We start from the raw sequence: 18,149 nt of genomic DNA on the forward strand, positions 1-18,149 counted from the left end.
CAGCCATGAAGATAATTTATTGCGTGCCAGCCGTACTGCTGGCATTGAGTGCCTGTTCCACCACTCCCGTGGATCAGAGTTCTTCGTCAACGGCTCCAGGTGCAGCAGACAGTGGCCCCGATATAGCCCTGCAAGCTTTGCGTGTCCCTTCCTTGTCGGCCCTGCCGGAAACTCCGGCGCGTGCGCTGGCAGGCCGTTATCAGGCCGTGAACTGGTCCACCTTGCCGGGCTGGCAGGCTGACTCCCTGGATCATGTCTGGAAAGGCTTTATCAATAACTGCAAGGGCTTGATGCGTCCGGTCAGTGGTTCGCTGGCGATGCCGGCGCGTGCCAATCCACGTGCCTGGCAACCCGTGTGTCAGGCTGCAGCGGCAGCGGGCTTGAATGCCGAGACCAAAGATACAGCGGCGGTACGCAATTTCCTGCAGCAGCAACTGCAACCCTGGCGCTTGCTGACAGGCGATGGCGCGGTGGCTCAAAACACCGTCACTGGCTATTACGAGCCACTGCTTAAAGCCTCGCGCACGCGTAGCGCCGGCTATCAATGGCCGCTGTTTGCCGCCCCGGACGATTTGCTGACCATTGATCTGGGCAGCCTGTATCCCGAGCTGGCTGGCAAGCGTATCCGTGGCAAGCAGCAGGGCAAGCGCGTGGTGCCTTACGATTCCCGTGAGCAGATCATGGCCAAGCCAGAGCGTCAGCCCCCGGCAATTGTGTATGCCGAAGACCCGGTAGAGGGTTTCTTCTTGCAGATTCAAGGCTCTGGCCGCGCCATCCTGCCTGATGGCAGCGCGGTACGACTGGCTTATGCCGACCATAATGGTCGTCCTTACGCCTCGGTAGGCCAGTGGTTGGCCAAGCAGGGAGAGATGCCCTTGGCACAAACCTCCATGCAAAACATCAAGGCCTGGGCCAAGCGCAATCCGCATCGCGTTCAGGAAATGATGAATGTGAATACTGCCATGGTCTTCTTCCGCGAAGAGGCGATTGTGGATCAGGACCTGGGCCCCAAGGGCGCTTATGGCATTCCTTTGATTGGCCTGCGCTCCGTTGCGATTGACCCCACTTATGTGCCGCTGGGCACGCCTGTGTATTTGGCGACCTCGCAGCCAGCGACGAATCAGCCTTTGCAGCGCCTGGTATTTGCTCAGGACACGGGTGCGGCCATTAAAGGTGCTGCGCGTACCGACTTGTACTGGGGCACGGGTGACCAAGCAGGAGCACAGGCAGGACGCATGAAGCAGCAAGGCCAAATGTGGCTGCTGTGGCCACGTCAGGCAGGAGCACCGAGCGCACGATGAAGAACAACGAACGTATTGTGGTGTGTGGCGGGGCCTTGGCTGGTATGGCCAGCGCCCTGGGTTTACGCAAGGCCGGGTTTGAGGTCAGCATTCTGTCCCCCGCCTATAAGCCGATGGAGTTGGCAACTGGCCAGTATCACCCGCGTGTGTATGCCGTATCGGTAGCCAGCCAGCGCTTTTTGGCGCAGCTGGGGGCCTGGAATTTAATGTCACCACAGCGGATTTCGCCCGTACAAGCCATGGAGGTTCATGGTGATGGCGGCGGTTGCGTGAATCTACATGCCTGGCAGGACGCGCAGGATTATCTGGCCTGGATTGTAGAGTCCGGCCAGATGGAGCAGGCCCTGTACCAGGCCTTGCAGGTTTTTGGTGTGCCATGGATTGAAGACCGATTCGAGCGTCTGGAAGGCAATACCATTGTTACCGCGGGGAACAAGCGCATTAGTGCCGACTTGTTTGTTGGTGCAGACGGGGCCCGCTCGGCTCTGCGCACTGCCGCAGGGATTGAACACCAGGCGCGTGAATACGGCGATGCCGGTTTGGTCGCCCACTTCCATGTGGAACGGCCGCACCAACAAGTGGCTTTGCAATGGTTTACGGGTGATTCGATTCTGGCCTTGTTGCCTATGCCGGATGTCGATGGCAAGCCACAAGTGTCTATGGTCTGGTCCGTGCCGCAAGCCCAGGCCGATAAGGTATTGGCGATGGCGGCAGAGGAGCAGGCCCAGTACCTGCAAAACAGCCTGTTCTCTCTCTCTAATGGCCGTTTGGGCCAATTGAGTCTGCGCAGCTCTGTACACGGCTTTCCCTTGACCTTTGAGCGCAGCGGCCTGGTGTCGCCGGGTGTCGCTTTGGTGGGTGATGCCGCGCATCGTGTCCATCCTTTGGCCGGCCAGGGTTTGAATTTGGGCCTGGGTGATATCGAAGCCTTGATTAAGGTCTTGTCCGAGCGTGGTGCCCATTACTCGGTCGGCGATATGCGTGTGCTTAATCGTTATAAACGGGCCCGTGCCGAGCCTATTGCTGCCATGCGTGCCGCAACCGATGGCTTGTATCGTTTGTTTGCCGCTCCGGGCGCTCCCGTTTCCATGCTGCGCAATGCCGGTATGCAGGTGGTCGACCGCCTGCCCTGGGTTAAGCGCCGCCTGATTGCGCACGCTGCCGGATTCAGTCCGGATTCTCTCTTGTTTTGAGGCCGCTAGAGTCTTGTCGATTAGCAAAGGAAGTAAGTCATGATGTTGCACCTTCGTTCTGTATTGGCTCTGGCGCTCTTGTCGCTGTGTGGTCTGGCTCAGGCAGCCAGCCCCAAAGCGGACCCGCGTTTTGAGCCTACGCGCCAGGCCTTTGAAGCCGCCTTCCCAGGCGTGACGGTGGATGGCATTCGCGCCACCCCATTTGCCAACTTGCTGGAAGTGGAGGTAGGTGGCACCTTGCTGTACACCGATCCCCAGGCCAGTTTTGTGCTGCAGGGCTCGTTGCTGGACAGCAAAAGCCGTGTGGACCTGACCGAACAGCGCATGCAGGAGCTCAATCGTGTTTCGCTGGATGATCTGCCCCTGGATAAGGCGATTAAGTTGGTAAAAGGCGACGGTAGCCGTCGACTGGTTGTTTTTGAAGATCCGAACTGCGGTTATTGCAAACGTCTTCATACAACTTTGCAGGAAATCGACAATGTTACGGTTTATAGCCTGATGTTTCCCATCCTGGGCCCCGATAGCCGCCGCAAAGCCGAGGATATCTGGTGTGCCCAAAACCCCGCCAAAACCTTGAGCGACTGGATGGGGGGCGGCACCCGGCCTGAGAAGGCATCGTGTGAACATCCTTTGGATCAATTACTGGCTGTAGGCCAGAAATTGCGTATTCAAGGCACGCCCGCTATTTACTTTGCCGACGGTAGTCGTGCTGATGGTTGGTTGCCTGCTGCCCAGCTGCAATCCCGCCTGGAAGCCGCAGCCCAGTAGGTATCCCGGCCTGTCTTGATGTAGGACAACCCGCTTTCGAGCGGGTTTTTTTACGTCTGAGTGTTATGAAATCTATAATTATTTATGGGATGTGCTTTTAATGAGAATGCGATTAGAAAATAAACCCAAGAACCAGCAGAGAGTAAGGCCAGTGTTATTTTGAAGACAAAAAATTTCAAACGCCACATTTGACCATTCTTTACTTTGTGCTCCGTATTCTTGAAGTGATAATTCTAACTATTGATAAAAATAGTATTGTCGGGCTACGTTGGGTCCCAGGCGCGGTCGACAATAATTAAATAGTAGGCGCTTATGGAACATGCTCGTGGCGTGTTGGTTGTTTTGGAAGAAGGCGAGGGCTTGCACCACTGGCAGGAGCAATTGCGGGTTTTCGGTACCAAGACAAGCGTTATAAGGTCTTTGGACCGGGTAGCCGAAGCGCGGCAAACACAGGTGGATTTGTTGCTGTTCCCTGTCGAGCCGGGCTATGTCCCCTTGATGGTGGCCAAGCTGCGCAATGATTTTGGCTCTTTGGGCATTGTGGCAATGCAGTCTGGCTTGACGGCCAGTGCCCGCGTGCAGCTTTTGCTCACCGGTGCCGATGCCTGCCTGTCCCTGGATATCCAAGCCCCCGAGCTGATGGCTTGGTGCCATGCTGTACGCCGTCGCAATGTCTATGCCATGGTTGCTGAGGTCCCTGGGATGCAAGAGCAGCCGCAGGACCACAGCGGCCTGCAGGAATGGACCTTGCGCGATAAAGGGTGGACCTTGGTTGCGCCCAATGGTGTGGGCTTGGAGCTGACTCATAGCGAACGCCAGTTGATGGATGCATTTGTCCGGCATACCGATGCTCGTTTCAGCCGTGAGGATTTGATGCGAGACAAAGGTCTGGCGGCCAGCGACAGCCGTGCCGTGGACTCTTTAATTAGTCGTTTGCGCCGCAAGGCCAGTCAGGCGGGCGTTGCCCTGCCCATCAAGTCGGTGCACGGTTGGGGTTATACCTTTACCGGCAAGTTGATGGCTCAGCTGGAGCCGCAAGACTCTGAAGTCATGGAGTTCTACACGCCCCGTGACGAACCTGAATCGGTTCAGCCCACCCCGCTGGAGCTATTGAGTGCGCTGGAAACATTGGATGTGCTGGACCCACAAGCCAGCGAAGCCTTGTCCTTTTCGTATCAATTGCGGGTAGCAACTAGTACGGGCCAATACAGTGGTGTTGATGCCCAGGTATTCTGGACTGCGCCCACGGGCCTGCGCCTGTCTTCAGATGTGGTTTTGAGCTATATGCCGGACGCTATTCACCGTCAGGCTTTGTGCGAGTGGATGTTGCGCACCTTGCTGGTGGATGTGCGTCGTTGGTGGCAGGAGTATTCCTTGCGTGCCAGCCATATTGGTCTGAAATTGCCGGTCGATATGCTGATGCCTATTCATAAGCGTCTGCCTAGCTTATTGCGCCAGTTTGAGTTGCAGCCTTGTTGCCTGGAGCTGGACCTGTTCAGCGACGAGGAACTGGAAGGCACACCAGAATTGATCCAGGCTTTGCAGTATCTGAAAGACCATGAGATTCAGGTCTGGCTGACCAGCACGAACATTGAAAACAATAAGCTCAATCGCCTGCGCGGCTGGCCTATTAGTGGCGTCAAGCTGGAGGCCGAGGTCATTCACCGCGCCTGTCGTGAACCGACCTTCAGGGCTTTGCTGGAGACCGCCTGCCATTTGTTGACTGAGCAGGGCTTTGAACTAGTGATTAAAGGGGTGGACACCCTGGAGCAGCGTGATCTGGCACTGAATCTGGAACTGGGGCATTACCAGGGCCGCCTGACTTCGGAGTTGATGTCCGAAGATGGATTTTTGCTGACCTTAGCCAGTAGCGAACCTTCTTTCGGCCAAGGCAATGAGGCTACCCGACGTTTGAGCGGTAGCGTTCTATAAGCCGCCTTAGCATCCAATCGTCTCTATATGTAACTTTAATTAAGTAATTCAAGCCCAAGGCCGTTACCCAGCTTGTTCGATGGGGCCTTCTTGCAGGCCGACCGCGTGGATGCGGTCGGTTTTTGCGTATCTGGGACCTGTCTTTTCTGCGTTGCTCGGGGAATATGATGCGTTTGGGCTTGAAGCAAAAGTTGTGGTTGCCATTGATCTTGTGTCTGATGGCCTTAGTGGCGGTATTTACGTTTGTGAACTATCAGCTCTATCAGGCGCAGATGGATGAGCGGAAAAACAGCTTGCAGCACATCGTCAATATTGCGGTGAACATCACGCAGGACTACCAGCAACTGGTCAGCAAAGGCGTGTTGAGCAAGGACGACGCACAAAAACAGGCTTTGCAACGCATTGCCAGTATTCGTTTTGGGCAGGAAGGCTATGTGTCGGTTTTATCTACCGATGTCGTGTCCATCATGAATCCCAGCCGACCGGAGCTGGATGGCCAGGATGTCAGCGCAGTGGTCGACAGCAATGGGGTCTATCCTTTTGCCGAGATGAGTCGCATTGGCCGTAACGGCGGCGAGGGGTTTCTGGAATATCACTGGCCCAAGCTGAGCGACAAGAACAACGCCCCCAAGCTGGCCTTTGGTAAAGGGGTGACTCAGTGGGACTGGGTGCTGACCTCGGGCGTATATATCGACAATATTCAGGCACGTTTCTTTAGCAATCTGCTTAGTTCCTCGGTGGTGTTTTTGTTGATCGTGGCGCTGGTCTCGGCCGTCACGGTATTTCTGGCGCGCCAGATTATTGCCGAGCTGGGTGCTGAGCCCAAGATCCTGCACGAAACCGCTCAGGCTATTGCCAATGGCGATTTACGCGTCGCCCATTCTTTGCGCTCGATTCCTGATAACAGTGTGATGGCATCGATCGAGCAAATGCGCTTGAAGTTAAGTGAGGTGATGCGCACCTTGCAGCACAGCAGTGGTGTGATTGCTGATGATGCCTCGCAGTTATCCGTGGGCAATCTGGAGCTGTCCAGCCGCACGACGCAGCAGGCCGCTGCGCTGCAGGAAACCGCGTCGGCTATGGAAGAGATGACAGGCACGGTGCGCATGAGCGAAGAGAACGCCATGCGGGCCGAGGAAGTGTCCAGCCAAGTGCAGAAAACGGCGCAGCATGGGGGGCAGATGGTCAGCGAGCTGGTGGACCGCATGGGCGCGATTCGCGATACCAGCGGCAAGGTGGCGGACATTACGACAGTTATTAACTCGATTGCGTTCCAGACCAATATTCTGGCCTTGAATGCGGCGGTGGAAGCCGCGCGAGCTGGTGAGCAAGGGCGTGGCTTTGCCGTGGTGGCGGGCGAGGTGCGAGCCTTGGCACAGCGCACCACGGCTTCTGCCCAGGAGATTGCTCAATTGGTGGAAGCGTCCTCCAGCAGCACCCGCGAAGGTGTGCAGTTGATGGGACAGGTGGGTGAGGTTATTGACGAGATGGTGACGGGCAGCGCGCAAGTGATGACCATTGTTCACGAGATTGCCGCCTCGACCCGTGAGCAGACGATTGGTATTGAGCAGATCAACGTGGCGGTGGGGCAGCTGGATTCGGCCACGCAGCAAAATGCGGAGATGGTCGGTCAGGTGGCGCACACGTCCAGCGAATTGCAGGAGCAGGTGCAAGAGCTGGATCGTTTGATTCAAGCCTTCCGTCTCGTTTGATAAAAGGCGCTGCCTCGCGCCAGCCAAGGGGTGCACCGATTATTTTTGATCGTATACTGCTTCTTGGTACTGGGCTTGTCCTGCGGCAAACCGGCATTTAGGAGGATGTATGTTGCGCGCACCTGTTGCAGCTGTATTGATGGTGGGAATGGTTGGGTCGGCATGGGCGGCAACGCTGCCCTCGGCTCAAGGTGAAGTTCAGGCGCACGAACATCATGAACGAATACTGAGCTTGCAGCACAATGAGCTGGTGCAAGGCACCTGGCAGCACAGTGGTGATGTGACTCTGGAGTTGTTCGGCCCGGACGGCAAAGTGATTCGTCACTGGGCGGATACTCCGGAGCGCGGTAGCCCTTTTGGTTTTATTGCTAGCACGGCCGGTGAGTATCGTTTGCGTGTGTTGGGTCAGGGCGAGTATCAGTGGCAGGTTAAATCGCTTACTGCTCCTCAAACGCCCGCTCAGGCCGAGCCTTTACAAGGCGATGTGATCCGTCAGTGGAGCATGCGCTTGCGGGCTGGCGAGCCGTCTCGTGGCTTCTGGGATTATGTGCAGCGGGTGGGTTCTCCTTTGGTGGAGCGCTACAGCAACACGCATGATCGTGTCACGTTTGTGTGGCGTGGTGCCCAGCAGGAGGTTCGTCTGCATGGCGGGCCGTTTACGTATAGCGATCGCATGCATCGTTTGGGTGAGTCGGATATTTGGTATATCACTTACGATTTGCCGCGCGATGCCCGGTTCACGTATCGCATGGCACCGGATGTGCCTTATGTGGGGCCAGATTTGGCGCGTGAGGTGTTGCGGGCTGCTTTACAGCGTGATCCTCTTAGTAGCCAGGCTTTGCCGGAAAACAGCACAGATTTTTTTGATGGCGATTCGGTGTTGCGTTTGACGCAGGCTCCGGCCGAGGCGGTGGCTTTGGAGCCGCAGCAATTGGGTCAGGGGCAGTGGCGCACGGAGCGTTTGCCCAGCGAGGCCCTTGGGGTGGAGCGGCAGGTTCAGATTTATCAACCTGCTGGTACTCGGGCGCAGGATATTGATCACACTTTGATTTTGTTTGATGGCCGCGACTATAAGGATTTGGCGCGGGCTCCTGCTATGTTGGATACCTTGATTGCCCAGGGGCGGGTTGCGCCTATGTGGTTGGTGTTGGTGGACAATCCGGGTATGGCGGAGCGGGCGCGTGAGTTGCCGCCTAACGAGGCTTATATCAAGTTTCTGGATAAGGAGCTGATGCCTTGGTTGAATGCTCAGGGTGTACAGTCGGCGGCGGATAAGACGGCGATCGGTGGCTCTAGTTATGGTGGTTTGGCCGCTATGAATGCGGCTTGGCGTTTGCCTCGCTTGTTTGGCAATGTCTTGAGTATGTCGGGCTCGTTCTGGTGGGCGCCGGCTGGTGATGCCCGTGGGCAGTGGTTGACGCGTCAGATGGCGGATTCGCCTGCTGTGCCGGTGAAGGTTTATATGAGCGCCGGGGTGTTTGAGTCTTCAGGGTCGAGTCGGGATGTCAGTCTGGTGCAGGCGAATCGACATCTGGATGATGTGCTTAGGGCGCGGGGATATGACGTGCGCTATGTGGAAAGTGCTACAGCACATGATTTTGTGGCTTGGCGGGATGCTTTGGCCTTGGGGCTGGAGTATTTGTTTGGGATTGAGCAGGTTGAAGCTCCTGCTCAAGAAAACAAGTAGTGCTGCGGGTTCAGGTGGCTGGACCAGGGGCGCTGTTCAGATCGGGGCAGGCTCAGGCGGTGCTGTAAGGGATGTGCGTATGCTTTTGTCCGGAGTCTTTCGGTAGGGCGATAAAAAAGGGCGGAGATTCCGCCCTTTTTTGTGCTTGGCTATTTTGTTTAGCCTTGGTCCAGTGTGGCGCCGCCGTCGACTCGCAGGTCGGACAGGGTGATGTGGCTGGCGCGGTCTGACAGCAGGAACAGGACGGCCTCTGCAATTTCTTCGGGCGTGGCGATTTTCTGCAAGGGGATGCCCAGGCGGTAGTTTTCGCCGGAACCTGCGATGACGGTTTCGCGTGAGCTGCCTTGTGCCCACATGGCTTGTTGCATGGGGGTGTCGGTGGAGCCGGGGGAGATGATGTTCACCCGGATGCCGTGCGGGGCCAATTCTAGTCCCAGGCAGCGGCTTAGTTGGGTGACGGCGGCTTTGGAGGCGGCGTAGGCTCCCATGGCGATGCGGGGGGTGGCTGCGGAGTTGGAACTAACGTTGACGATGGCGCCTTGTTTGCGCTCAATCATGCCTTTGGCCACGTTGCGGCAGACGTTAAAGACGCCGGTGGTGTTGATGGCGAAGGTGCGGTCCCATTGTTCGTTGCTCAACTCGGTGATGCGTCCCATTTGGAGGACGCCCGCTACACAGGCCAAGCGCTGGATTGGGCCCAGTTTTTCCTGGCCTTGGGCCAGGGCCTGGTCTACGGCGTCTGATTGGCTGATGTCAACCAGGTGGCAGGAGACGCGGTCACTGTAGCTGGACTGGCTCAGCTGGGTCAGGCCTTCTACGTCCAGGTCCAGGGCGATGACGCGTGCGCCACGTTCCAGCAGTAGTCGGGTGACGGCCGCGCCGATGCCACGGGCTGCGCCCGTGACGGCGATGCATTCATCGGCAAATTCTTGTGTGTTCATGTGTGTGTCCTGTTCAGGCTTGCAGGCTGTCCTGGATCTCGGCGCAGGTCAGGCTGACGCCGCAGCGTTGCGAGACATGGCGGATGGCCTGGTGGTGTTCTTCCAGCGAGAAGTCGGCCACGCCGTCGATAGCCAGGAAGGGTTGCACGTCTTGCATGAAGGCTTCCAGTGCGGTGGTCATGCAGCCGATGTGGGCGTAGACGCCGGTGATGATCAACTGGTCGCGGCCCAGTTCGCGCAATTGTTCACGTAGATCCGAGCGTTGGAAGGCGCTGTAGCGCCATTTGGTCAGCATGATGTCAGTGTCGGCCGGTGCCAGTTCGGGCACGACGGCTTGCTGCTCATGAAATTCTGTTGCAGTCAGGCCAGGGCCCCAGAAGTCGTTCAGCAGGGCGCGGTCTTCTTTGGGTTGCTCGGTGGGCTGGGCGGTGTAGAACACAGGGATGCCCAGCTTTTGGCAAGTCGCACGCAGGGCGGCGATGCGTTCGATCAGCATGGGGATAGGAGCCTGGTTCATATCGTATTTCTGCAGAAAGTAGGTCTGCATGTCGTGAATGAGCAGGGCGGCACGATTTGCCTGGGGGCGCCAGTTGACGCGGTTGGCTACGGGGGTTTGAGGCAGCTCGTAGCTGGGCAGCGCGTGAATGGTCATACGTCGTGTCTCCGTTAAAGTGTTATGTTCTGTGCCAGACCCAATGAGTTGATCAGGGTCATGAGTTTATTGCCGGTTTCCTGGCGCTCCAGGGCAGGGACGGAGCCGTCCACAATGCCTGCGCCAGCCGATAAGGTCAGGCCTTGTTGGGTGTAATGGCCGCAACGAATTGCCACCGCCCACTCGCCGTTGCCTTCGTGGTCGTTCCAGCCTATGGCACCGGCAAAGTAGCCGCGATCGAAGGCTTCGGTGGCCTCGATGGCCTGCATGGCGGGCTGGGTGGGCAGGCCGCACACCGCCGGTGTCGGGTGCATGGCCAGAGCCAGCTCCAGAGAGGTGACTGACGCGTCGCGCAGGCGGCCGCTGATTCGGGTGGACAAGTGCCACAAGTTGGCGGTGCTGGTCAGGCTGGGGCCGTCGGGTACGTCCAGGGAGTCGCAGAACTGGGACAGGATGCGCACTACGTCTTGGATGACATACGCATGTTCACGCAGGTCTTTGCTGGAGGCCATCAAACCTTCGGCACTGGCCTGATCGCGTTGCGGGTCGGCAAAGCGCGGGGCTGTGCCCGCCAAGGGGTTCACGGTGACCAGATCGCCCTGACGGCGTACCAGCAGTTCGGGGCTGGCACCAAAGAACAGGTCCGGATCTTGCGGATTGCCGCCCGGCAAGGGCAGGGCGTAGGTATAACCAGCGGGATTGCTGTGGAGCATATTGCTCAACACAGTCTGACGATCCAGGGCTTCGTTCAGCGTGATGGTGACGGTGCGGGCCATCACGGTTTTGGAGATGTTCTGTTCGCGCATTGTTGCCAGAATGCGGCTGACGCTGTCTTCGTAGCCTTCGCCGTCGGGCAGCAGGCTCTGGTTGGCAATGGTATTGCCGGATTTGGCCAGCGGGGGGCGCTGGACCGGGCGCAGCAAGACGGGATCGCGCCGGTATTCTTTGGGGACGCGCAAATAGGCTTCACGAGCGGGGTTAAAGGGGATGATACCCAGTAACAAGGGGGCGTCCAGACCTTGCTGAGCTGCTTGTACCAGCAAGGTTTGGGCATCCGTCAGCAATTGTCCTTGGGCATTATGGGTATGCCGCTCCAATGCCGTGCCGTGTGCCATCAAACTGATGGTGGGAGAGGCAAATACGCTGCTGTCGGCCTGATATTGCTTTAACCATTCTTCAATGGTGGCATGGCGGACTTGGTCGTCGATACGGCTAGTCATAGGAGTCCTTTGTGGGGCAAGGGTTTTGCCAGCCGCGCCCCTTTTGATGGCAGGGGCGCGTCGGGCGGCTTACTTCAGGTGAATACGCGTGATGCGGTCAGCTGTCTGGTCGTCCTTACCTTTGGACTTGTTGACCAGGTAGGCATTGCCTTCGCCATCCAGCGAGACGTGGTTGGCGTAGCTGCCGCCGTCCAGGTTGGCAACGATTTCGCCTTTACCGTTCACGACGGTCACTGTGCCTGCACCGCGCGAAGCGACGTAAGCCAGGGATGTCTTGGGATCAAAGACCACGTTCAAAGCACCCGCGCCGATTTTGATGTCGTGCTGAATAGCACCGTCTTTGGCGTTGATGATCAGCAGGTTGTCGCTGCCTTGGGCGGCTACATAGACTTGATCATTTTTGCTGTCTACCGAAACGCCAGCCAGCCCACGTGCGCCAGGAATGGGGAACACGGTTTGGGCATTGCCGTTTTTCAGATCCACAATGATCAGCTCATTGGTGCTGGCGCTGACCGTGTACAGGCGGTCCTTTTCTGCGTCCAGGATCAGGCTCATGCTGCCGGGCTTGTTGCGGGTCTTGGATTGCAGCTCAATAGAGTCAAGCTGGGTCAGCTTTTTCGCATCGAACACGGCCAGGGTTTCAGCGCCGGGCGAGGACACGTAAACACGGTTGGTCTTTTCGTCCACAACCACATCACGTGGGTGGCTGACGACGCCGTCTTCAAACTGTTTGACCAGTTTCAGGTCTTTCTGGCTGTAAACAGCGATGGAGCTGCTGCGGGTGTTGGAGACCCAGACATTGCCTTGCTTGTCGTCCACGTCCACACCGTAAACGGCTTGAACCTGACCATCATCACGGCCTTTCTGGGCAGCAGGCGTCACGCTGGCTTCAACAGCCAAGGTTTGGGCGTTAACTTTGACCAGCTGGGATTGCTTGACGGGTGGGCGGCCCACGGCGGAGGTCACGAACAGCACTTTGTTCTTTGGACTGTAAGCGCTTTGGTACAAGCCGGGCACCAGGTGCTGGGATTGCAGCTCGAACTTGTCTTGGCCGCTCAGTTCAACTTTAGGGGAAACCTTCAGGTTGAAGACACCGGCGGTCGAAGGCTTGCTGACCTGCATGACCACGGGGTGCACACCGACAGCAGCGTCAGCTGGGATGGCAACGGTGGTGCTCAGATTGCCTTCTTTATCGGCGACCAGGGCGGTAGGAGTCAGCGTATGGCCGTTTTGCAGCAAGATGACTTCCTGACCGGGGGCGAAACCACGGCCTGCCAGCTGGGCTTCGGCGCCTGCATAGACCACGCCAGCGGCATTCAAGGAACCGCGAAAGTCAGCATCAGGCTGGTCAAAGGCGGGGGCAGCAAAGGCATTGGCCAGGGACAAGGACAGGACGGCTGCGCTCAGGCCGGCCTTACGCAGCAAGGCTGCAGGGGTACGGCGAATGCAATTGACATTGATTAGCATCTTTTAATCCTAAATAAAGGTTCGGTCGACAAGATGGTCCATGTAGGAGATCTTTCTACAGGCGTGCAACAGGCGTGGGTAGAACAAAATCGAGATGTCAGGCATGAGGAGGACCATCCTGTTTACGGGCCGAACGCAGGCCTTGATTGAAAATTCCGAAACCACCCGCCACAGCCGCACAGGCCAAACCACCCACGGCGACGGCCACGGCTGGGCTGAGCAGGCGGGACAAATAGCCCATCTGCATATTGCCCAGAGCTTGGCCCAGGGAATACTGCGTCATCCACAGGCTGGAGACGCGGCCCAGTAGGTAGTCCGGGGTGTGATGTTGAACCAGCGCCATGCGCATGATTTTGGAAATGGTATCGGCCGCACCCATGATGGCTAGGCAAATCAGGGCCCACCACAAGGTGGGTTGCAAGGACAAGGCGGCGACAGCCAAACCCCAGATCAGCACGGCAAGCACAATGGCGGCACCGGGACGGGAGACTTGGCGGCACCAGCCACTGGATAGTGCGGCCAGTGTTGCGCCTACGGCAGGGGCGGCATACAGATAGCCGGTGGCGGTGGCGCCCATTTTTAAAATGGTGTCGCCCCACTCGGGCATCAGGGCCAAAGGCGTCGCCAGAATCAAGGCGGCCAGATCGATCAGCAACAAGGCACGTAGCAAGGGGTGGCTGGCGACAAAGGCCAGACCATCGCGCAGGGATTGGAAGGCGTTTTTCTGCGCTTGTTTACCGGCTTGGGGAGGCAGCGGAGGCAGGGCACGCAGCAGCAAGGGGGTGACGATGACACCGCACAGCACAATGACGTAGCAAAAAACCAGGCCGGGGCCGGCGATCAGCACGCCAGCCAGTGCGGGGCCAATGATGCCGCCCAACTGCATCGCCAAACCGGACAGGGCAGCGGCAGCGGCCAGCTTGTCGCGCCCCACCAGGGCAGGGGTGGCTGACATCATCGCCGGGACGCTAATTCCGCCCGCAGCACCACCAATAGCGGCAGCCACGTAGATCAGCCAGACCTGTGGGTTGGGCAGCAAGGTATTGATCAGGAACAGCACCACGCTGATGATGTAGACGCTGCGTGACCAGACCATCAAGCTGCGTCTGTCCATGCGGTCAGACAAGACACCGCCCACAATCAGCGCCAGCACCATCGGTGTGGCCATGGACACGTTCAGGAAGGCAACGGCCACACTGGATTTTGTCAGCTCATACAACTGCACACTGGCGGCCACCATCAGCATGCCGGTAACCAGCACGGTGGCGGCGCGAGCGAAGTAGGCAAAGCGGAATGCCCGGCTTTCGATCAGCGGTGAAATATCCAGGAAAAAACGTCTTACAGACATGGCTTATACATCGAGTTCAGGTTGGGCTTGTGCCTGTTCGGCAAAAGCCATGGCCGATTCCATCAGCGGGGCCATGATGGCCACGGCTTCAGTACCGGTCAAATGAGCGTGCAGGGAGGCAATATCATGCACGTCCAACTGCCCTGCATAGGGCTGCCACAAGTCGGGATGCAATTGCGTGCCTGCGTGATCCAGAGCAGCGCGGAAGTACAGCATGGAGCCGTCATACGTGTGATGTTCGTACAGACGCACCAGACGGTTATTGTTTTCCACCACCTGGAACACGCTGTCCAGACGCGTGTCGGGCAACTCCGCCAGCGGGTGAGCACTGCGCTTGAGAAAGTCCACCACACCATGCCGGGTCAGGGACACATCGGGCAAGCTGTCCGGGTCGTGGCCGGCAATATGCAGCAGCGCTTTGTAGATGGCATTGGGCTCGGGTGCCGGTTCGTTGCGCCAGGCGTCGCTAGGGTAAGCGTCCAGCAGGGACAGCATACCGACCAGCTGGCCGCGACGGCGCAGTTCGACGGCCATCGCCTGAGCAATAATGCCGCCCACTGACCAGCCTGCCAGATGGTAGGGGCCGTGGGGCTGCACGTGTTCGATACGGTCTACATAGACCTTGGCCATCGCATCCAGACTGCTATCCAGACCCAGCGAAGGATCAGACAGCACACTGGCTTGCAAACCATAAACAGCACGGCCAGGGGGCAGATGACGCGCCAGCGCGCCATAGCACCAGGACAGGCCACCAGCCGGGTGAATCACAAATAGCGCAGGCTGTTCGTTCTGACCTGGGCGCAAGGTGATGATGGGGCCAAAGCCATCGGCAGCTGTACTACCTGCCTGATCCAGATGCTTGGCCAGACGGGCAATGGTGGGGAATTCAAAAATAGTGCCAATCGAGACGGCTTGGCCGCGTGCTTCACGCAGTATCAAAGCCAGCTTGGCAGCCAACAAGGAATGTCCGCCCAGGGCGAAGAAGTCGTCGTCAGCGTAAAACGTGTCGCTGCTTTCCAGCACGGTGGCGAAAGCGGCGGCGATTTGTTGTTGGGTTGCGCCTTCCAGCGGCAAACCCGCCGAACGTGCTTGCAGGGCAGGTACAGGCAAAGCCTTGCGGTTCAGTTTGCCGTTGGCGGTAACGGGTAATGCGTCCAGGCTGATCCAGGCGCTGGGCACCATATAGGACGGCAAATGCTCGCCTACGTATGCCGCCAGGGTGTTGTCAGTGCACTGGCTGCCTGCTTGCGGTACCCAATAGGTCACAATCGCCATCTGGCCGGGGACATCTTCACGGGCGATAACGGCAACGTGGGCTACCTCGGGATGGCGAGCCAGTAAGGCTTCAATTTCGCCCAGCTCGATACGTTGACCGCGTAGCTTGATCTGGTGATCTGAGCGACCCAGGAAAATAACCGCGCCATCGTCGCGCCAGCGGGCCACATCGCCGGTGGCGTACATGCGGTCGCCATGCAGGGCGTAGGGGTCGGGCACAAAGCGTTCTGCCGTCAGGTCCGGGCGGCCCCAGTAACCTTGCGCCAATTGACGACCAGCCAGGTACAGATGACCGGCTACACCGGGCGGCACGGGCTGCAACTGTTCGTCCAGAATGTACAGGGCGGTGTTCCATACGGGGAAACCGATGGGTACAGGTTGGGATTTATCGTCACGCGAAGCAGGCCAGTAGGATACGTCCACGGCAGCTTCGGTGGGGCCGTACAGATTGTGCAGCTCGGCGTTCAGCAGGGAATGGAAGCGATCGCGGGTAGCCGCCGACAGTTCTTCACCACTGCAAAACACTAGACGCGGTGCCAGTCCGCGAGCGGCGGGCTCGTCTAGAAAAGCGGACAGCATGGAGGGCACAAAGTGCAGTACCGTGATGTGCTGATCGCGCATCAGGCGGGCAATATGGGCCGGGTCGCGGTGCGCCTGTGGGGGGGCTACGACCAAGGTCGCACCCGACAGGAAGGGTAGGAAAAACTCCCAGACCGACACATCAAAGGTGGCCGGGGTTTTTTGCAGAATGCGGTCACCGGCAGCAATGCCGTAATGCGTTTGCATCCACACCAGACGGTTGACGATGGCGTCGTGGTTGAGCAGCACGCCTTTGGGCGTACCGGTCGAGCCGGAGGTGTAGATCAGGTAAGACGGGTCGTGTGGTCCGGCGGCTGCCCAGGCTTCTGCGCTGCAGGCCTGTTCAGGCTGGGGGACCAGCAGAGTGGCGTTCAGGGTGCAATCGGCTTGGCCGACCAGCAAACGCGGCTGGGCCACACCCAGAATCTTGTTAAGGCGATCAGTGGGTTGATCCAGATCCAGAGGTAGATACGCGGCGCCAGCTCGGTGGATGGCCAGCAAGGACAGTACCAAGTTCAGCGAACGGGGCAGGGCGACGGCCACAATATCGCCCGTCTGCACGCCTGCCAGACGCAGCTGCGCGGCCAGATTGGCCGTTTGCTCGTCGATCTGGGCGTAGCTGAGTGTTTGGCCTTCAAACTCCAGGCCGCTTTGTTCTGGGTGGGCTTGTAGCTGGGCGTGGATCAGGGCCCACAGCGTAGTCTCGGGAACAGGATGTGCTGTCTGGTTAACGGTCTCAATCCAGTGATGGTGCTCCGCCTCAGTCAGCGTAGGCACGACTGATAAGGTGTCTGCTTGCAAAGCACGCAGCAGGAATTGTTCCAGACGCAGCAGATGGGTCTGAATGTGTTCTTCGGTGTACAGACGTGGGTTGGCTTCCACTTCCAGACGCAAGCCGCCCGCATCGGGCTGGGCACGGAAGGTGAAGTTCAGGTCTTCTACCGGGCCTGCGCACAGCACGGTCTGGCTGGCCGCCAGGCCTGCTTGTTCGTAGGGGGCGTCAAAGGGCAACACATTGATGATGGGACCATGCAGCCTACGCATGCCGCCCAGCAGGCCCAGATCACGGCGCAGTTGTTCACTGCGATAGCGGCCATGACGGCGGGCTTGGCGCAGTGCTTTGGAAACCTGAATCAGGTACTGGTTTAAGGGCAGCGACTCGTCAATTTGCAAACGCAGTGGGGCCACGTTCATGACGGTAGACACGATACGGGCGCTGATATGGCCCAGGCGTCCCATCCAGGGCACGCCAACCGTGCACTCGTCCTGGCGGGTGTGGCGGCGCACATAGGCGGCCGTCAAACCTGTCAGGATGTCCGGCCAGCTGATATCGGCGCTTTGAGCCAGCGTTTGCAAGCGCTCTGTGAGCTCAGGCTTGACGGTGCTGCGTGCCAGCAGGAAATGATGATCGCTTAAAGCCTGAGATTCACTCAGGCTTTGGGCGGGTTCTGCATCGCTTAAGTTGTCCAGCCAGAATTGCCTGTCCTTACTGCGGCGTTCGCTGTCCCGATAGCTTTGGTCGTCATCCTGCAAAAGGGTGAACGATTCCAGCGCATGGCCATGATCTTCACGACCGCTCAACAAGGCTTTGTAGAGCTTGACCACCCGTGTCTCGATCAGCGCCATGCCATAGCCGTCAGCGGCCAGGTGATGGATACGTTGATACCAAAGGTGGTGCTTGGGCCCCAGCACAAACAGAATATGGCGTGCCAAGGGCGCAAGGGTCGGGTCCAGCGGCGTGCGCAGGTCGGCCATCAGCAGCGTTTGAGCTTGTTCGGCACCGTCAGCGTGGGCGGACAGGTCAACAATCTCCAGCTGAATAGGCTCTTGCGGGCGCAGGTACTGGGCAGGGCCGTCGGGCGTATCCACCATGCGCAAGGTGAGGGCATCGGCCTCGGTCAGCGTCAGCGTGATGGCTTGCGCAAACAGGGCTGTGTCCAGCGCCGAATGGATATGCGTGCAGTGCCCGGTATTGAAAATCGGGTTGAGCGGGTCCAAACGCTGGGCGTACCACAGACCTTCTTGTGCTTCGGTCAGGGGGCGCAATGGCAGTTCGGAAGGAGAGCTAAACATA

General features: G+C 58.4%; 12 protein-coding genes. 6 read left to right on the top strand and 6 right to left on the bottom strand.

Annotated features, from left to right (window positions below; translation table 11 throughout):
- The first annotated feature begins 5 nt into the window (after window positions 1-5).
- The 6 genes from mltA to IE156_RS05125 all read left to right on the top strand — a co-directional run bounded on the left by mltA (window position 6) and on the right by IE156_RS05125 (window position 8,593).
- Window positions 6-1,301 carry a murein transglycosylase A gene (gene mltA, locus IE156_RS05100; RefSeq protein WP_189391468.1) on the top strand — a complete coding sequence of 432 codons (1,296 nt, stop codon included), beginning with the start codon at window positions 6-8 and terminating at the stop codon, window positions 1,299-1,301.
- The gene (locus IE156_RS05105) at window positions 1,298-2,494 is read left to right on the top strand and encodes an FAD-dependent monooxygenase (RefSeq protein WP_189391469.1); all 1,197 of its coding nucleotides are present in this window, start codon (window positions 1,298-1,300) and stop codon (window positions 2,492-2,494) included. The genes mltA and IE156_RS05105 overlap by 4 nt, the downstream gene beginning before the upstream one ends.
- Before the next feature lie 39 nt (window positions 2,495-2,533).
- The gene (locus IE156_RS05110) at window positions 2,534-3,262 is read left to right on the top strand and encodes a DsbC family protein (protein ID WP_189391470.1); all 729 of its coding nucleotides are present in this window, start codon (window positions 2,534-2,536) and stop codon (window positions 3,260-3,262) included.
- A gap of 312 nt (window positions 3,263-3,574) precedes the next feature.
- Complete coding sequence (locus tag IE156_RS05115) at window positions 3,575-5,194, top strand: EAL domain-containing protein (RefSeq protein ID WP_189391471.1); 1,620 nt, start codon at window positions 3,575-3,577, stop codon at window positions 5,192-5,194.
- 122 nt (window positions 5,195-5,316) lie between these two features.
- Complete coding sequence (locus IE156_RS05120) at window positions 5,317-6,906, top strand: methyl-accepting chemotaxis protein (protein WP_189391472.1); 1,590 nt, start codon at window positions 5,317-5,319, stop codon at window positions 6,904-6,906.
- 109 nt (window positions 6,907-7,015) lie between these two features.
- Entirely contained in the window at window positions 7,016-8,593 is a 1,578-nt protein-coding gene (locus tag IE156_RS05125; protein WP_189391473.1) for an alpha/beta hydrolase, read from the top strand.
- Window positions 8,594-8,751: 158 nt separating this feature from the next.
- Here the strand turns inward: IE156_RS05125 and IE156_RS05130 are convergent, their stop codons facing one another.
- The 6 genes from IE156_RS05130 to IE156_RS05155 form a co-directional block, all read right to left on the bottom strand.
- Complete coding sequence (locus tag IE156_RS05130; RefSeq protein WP_189391474.1) at window positions 8,752-9,534, bottom strand: 2,3-dihydro-2,3-dihydroxybenzoate dehydrogenase; 783 nt, start codon at window positions 9,532-9,534, stop codon at window positions 8,752-8,754.
- 13 nt (window positions 9,535-9,547) lie between these two features.
- Window positions 9,548-10,186, bottom strand: coding sequence for an isochorismatase family protein (locus IE156_RS05135; protein ID WP_189391475.1), 639 nt, complete (start codon window positions 10,184-10,186; stop codon window positions 9,548-9,550).
- 14 nt (window positions 10,187-10,200) lie between these two features.
- Window positions 10,201-11,406: an isochorismate synthase gene (locus IE156_RS05140; protein ID WP_189391476.1), complete on the bottom strand. Its 1,206-nt coding sequence runs from the start codon at window positions 11,404-11,406 to the stop codon at window positions 10,201-10,203.
- A gap of 69 nt (window positions 11,407-11,475) precedes the next feature.
- Window positions 11,476-12,873, bottom strand: a complete 1,398-nt coding sequence (locus IE156_RS05145) for a YncE family protein (RefSeq protein WP_189391477.1) — start codon at window positions 12,871-12,873, stop codon at window positions 11,476-11,478.
- Between the two features lie 97 nt (window positions 12,874-12,970).
- The gene (gene entS, locus IE156_RS05150) at window positions 12,971-14,221 is read right to left on the bottom strand and encodes an enterobactin transporter EntS (protein WP_189391478.1); all 1,251 of its coding nucleotides are present in this window, start codon (window positions 14,219-14,221) and stop codon (window positions 12,971-12,973) included.
- 3 nt (window positions 14,222-14,224) lie between these two features.
- Complete coding sequence (locus IE156_RS05155) at window positions 14,225-18,148, bottom strand: non-ribosomal peptide synthetase (RefSeq protein ID WP_189391479.1); 3,924 nt, start codon at window positions 18,146-18,148, stop codon at window positions 14,225-14,227.
- Between the last annotated feature and the right edge of the window lies 1 nt (window position 18,149).

The sequence above is a fragment of the Alcaligenes pakistanensis genome (assembly GCF_014652815.1).
Lineage (GTDB): Bacteria > Pseudomonadota > Gammaproteobacteria > Burkholderiales > Burkholderiaceae_B > Alcaligenes > Alcaligenes pakistanensis.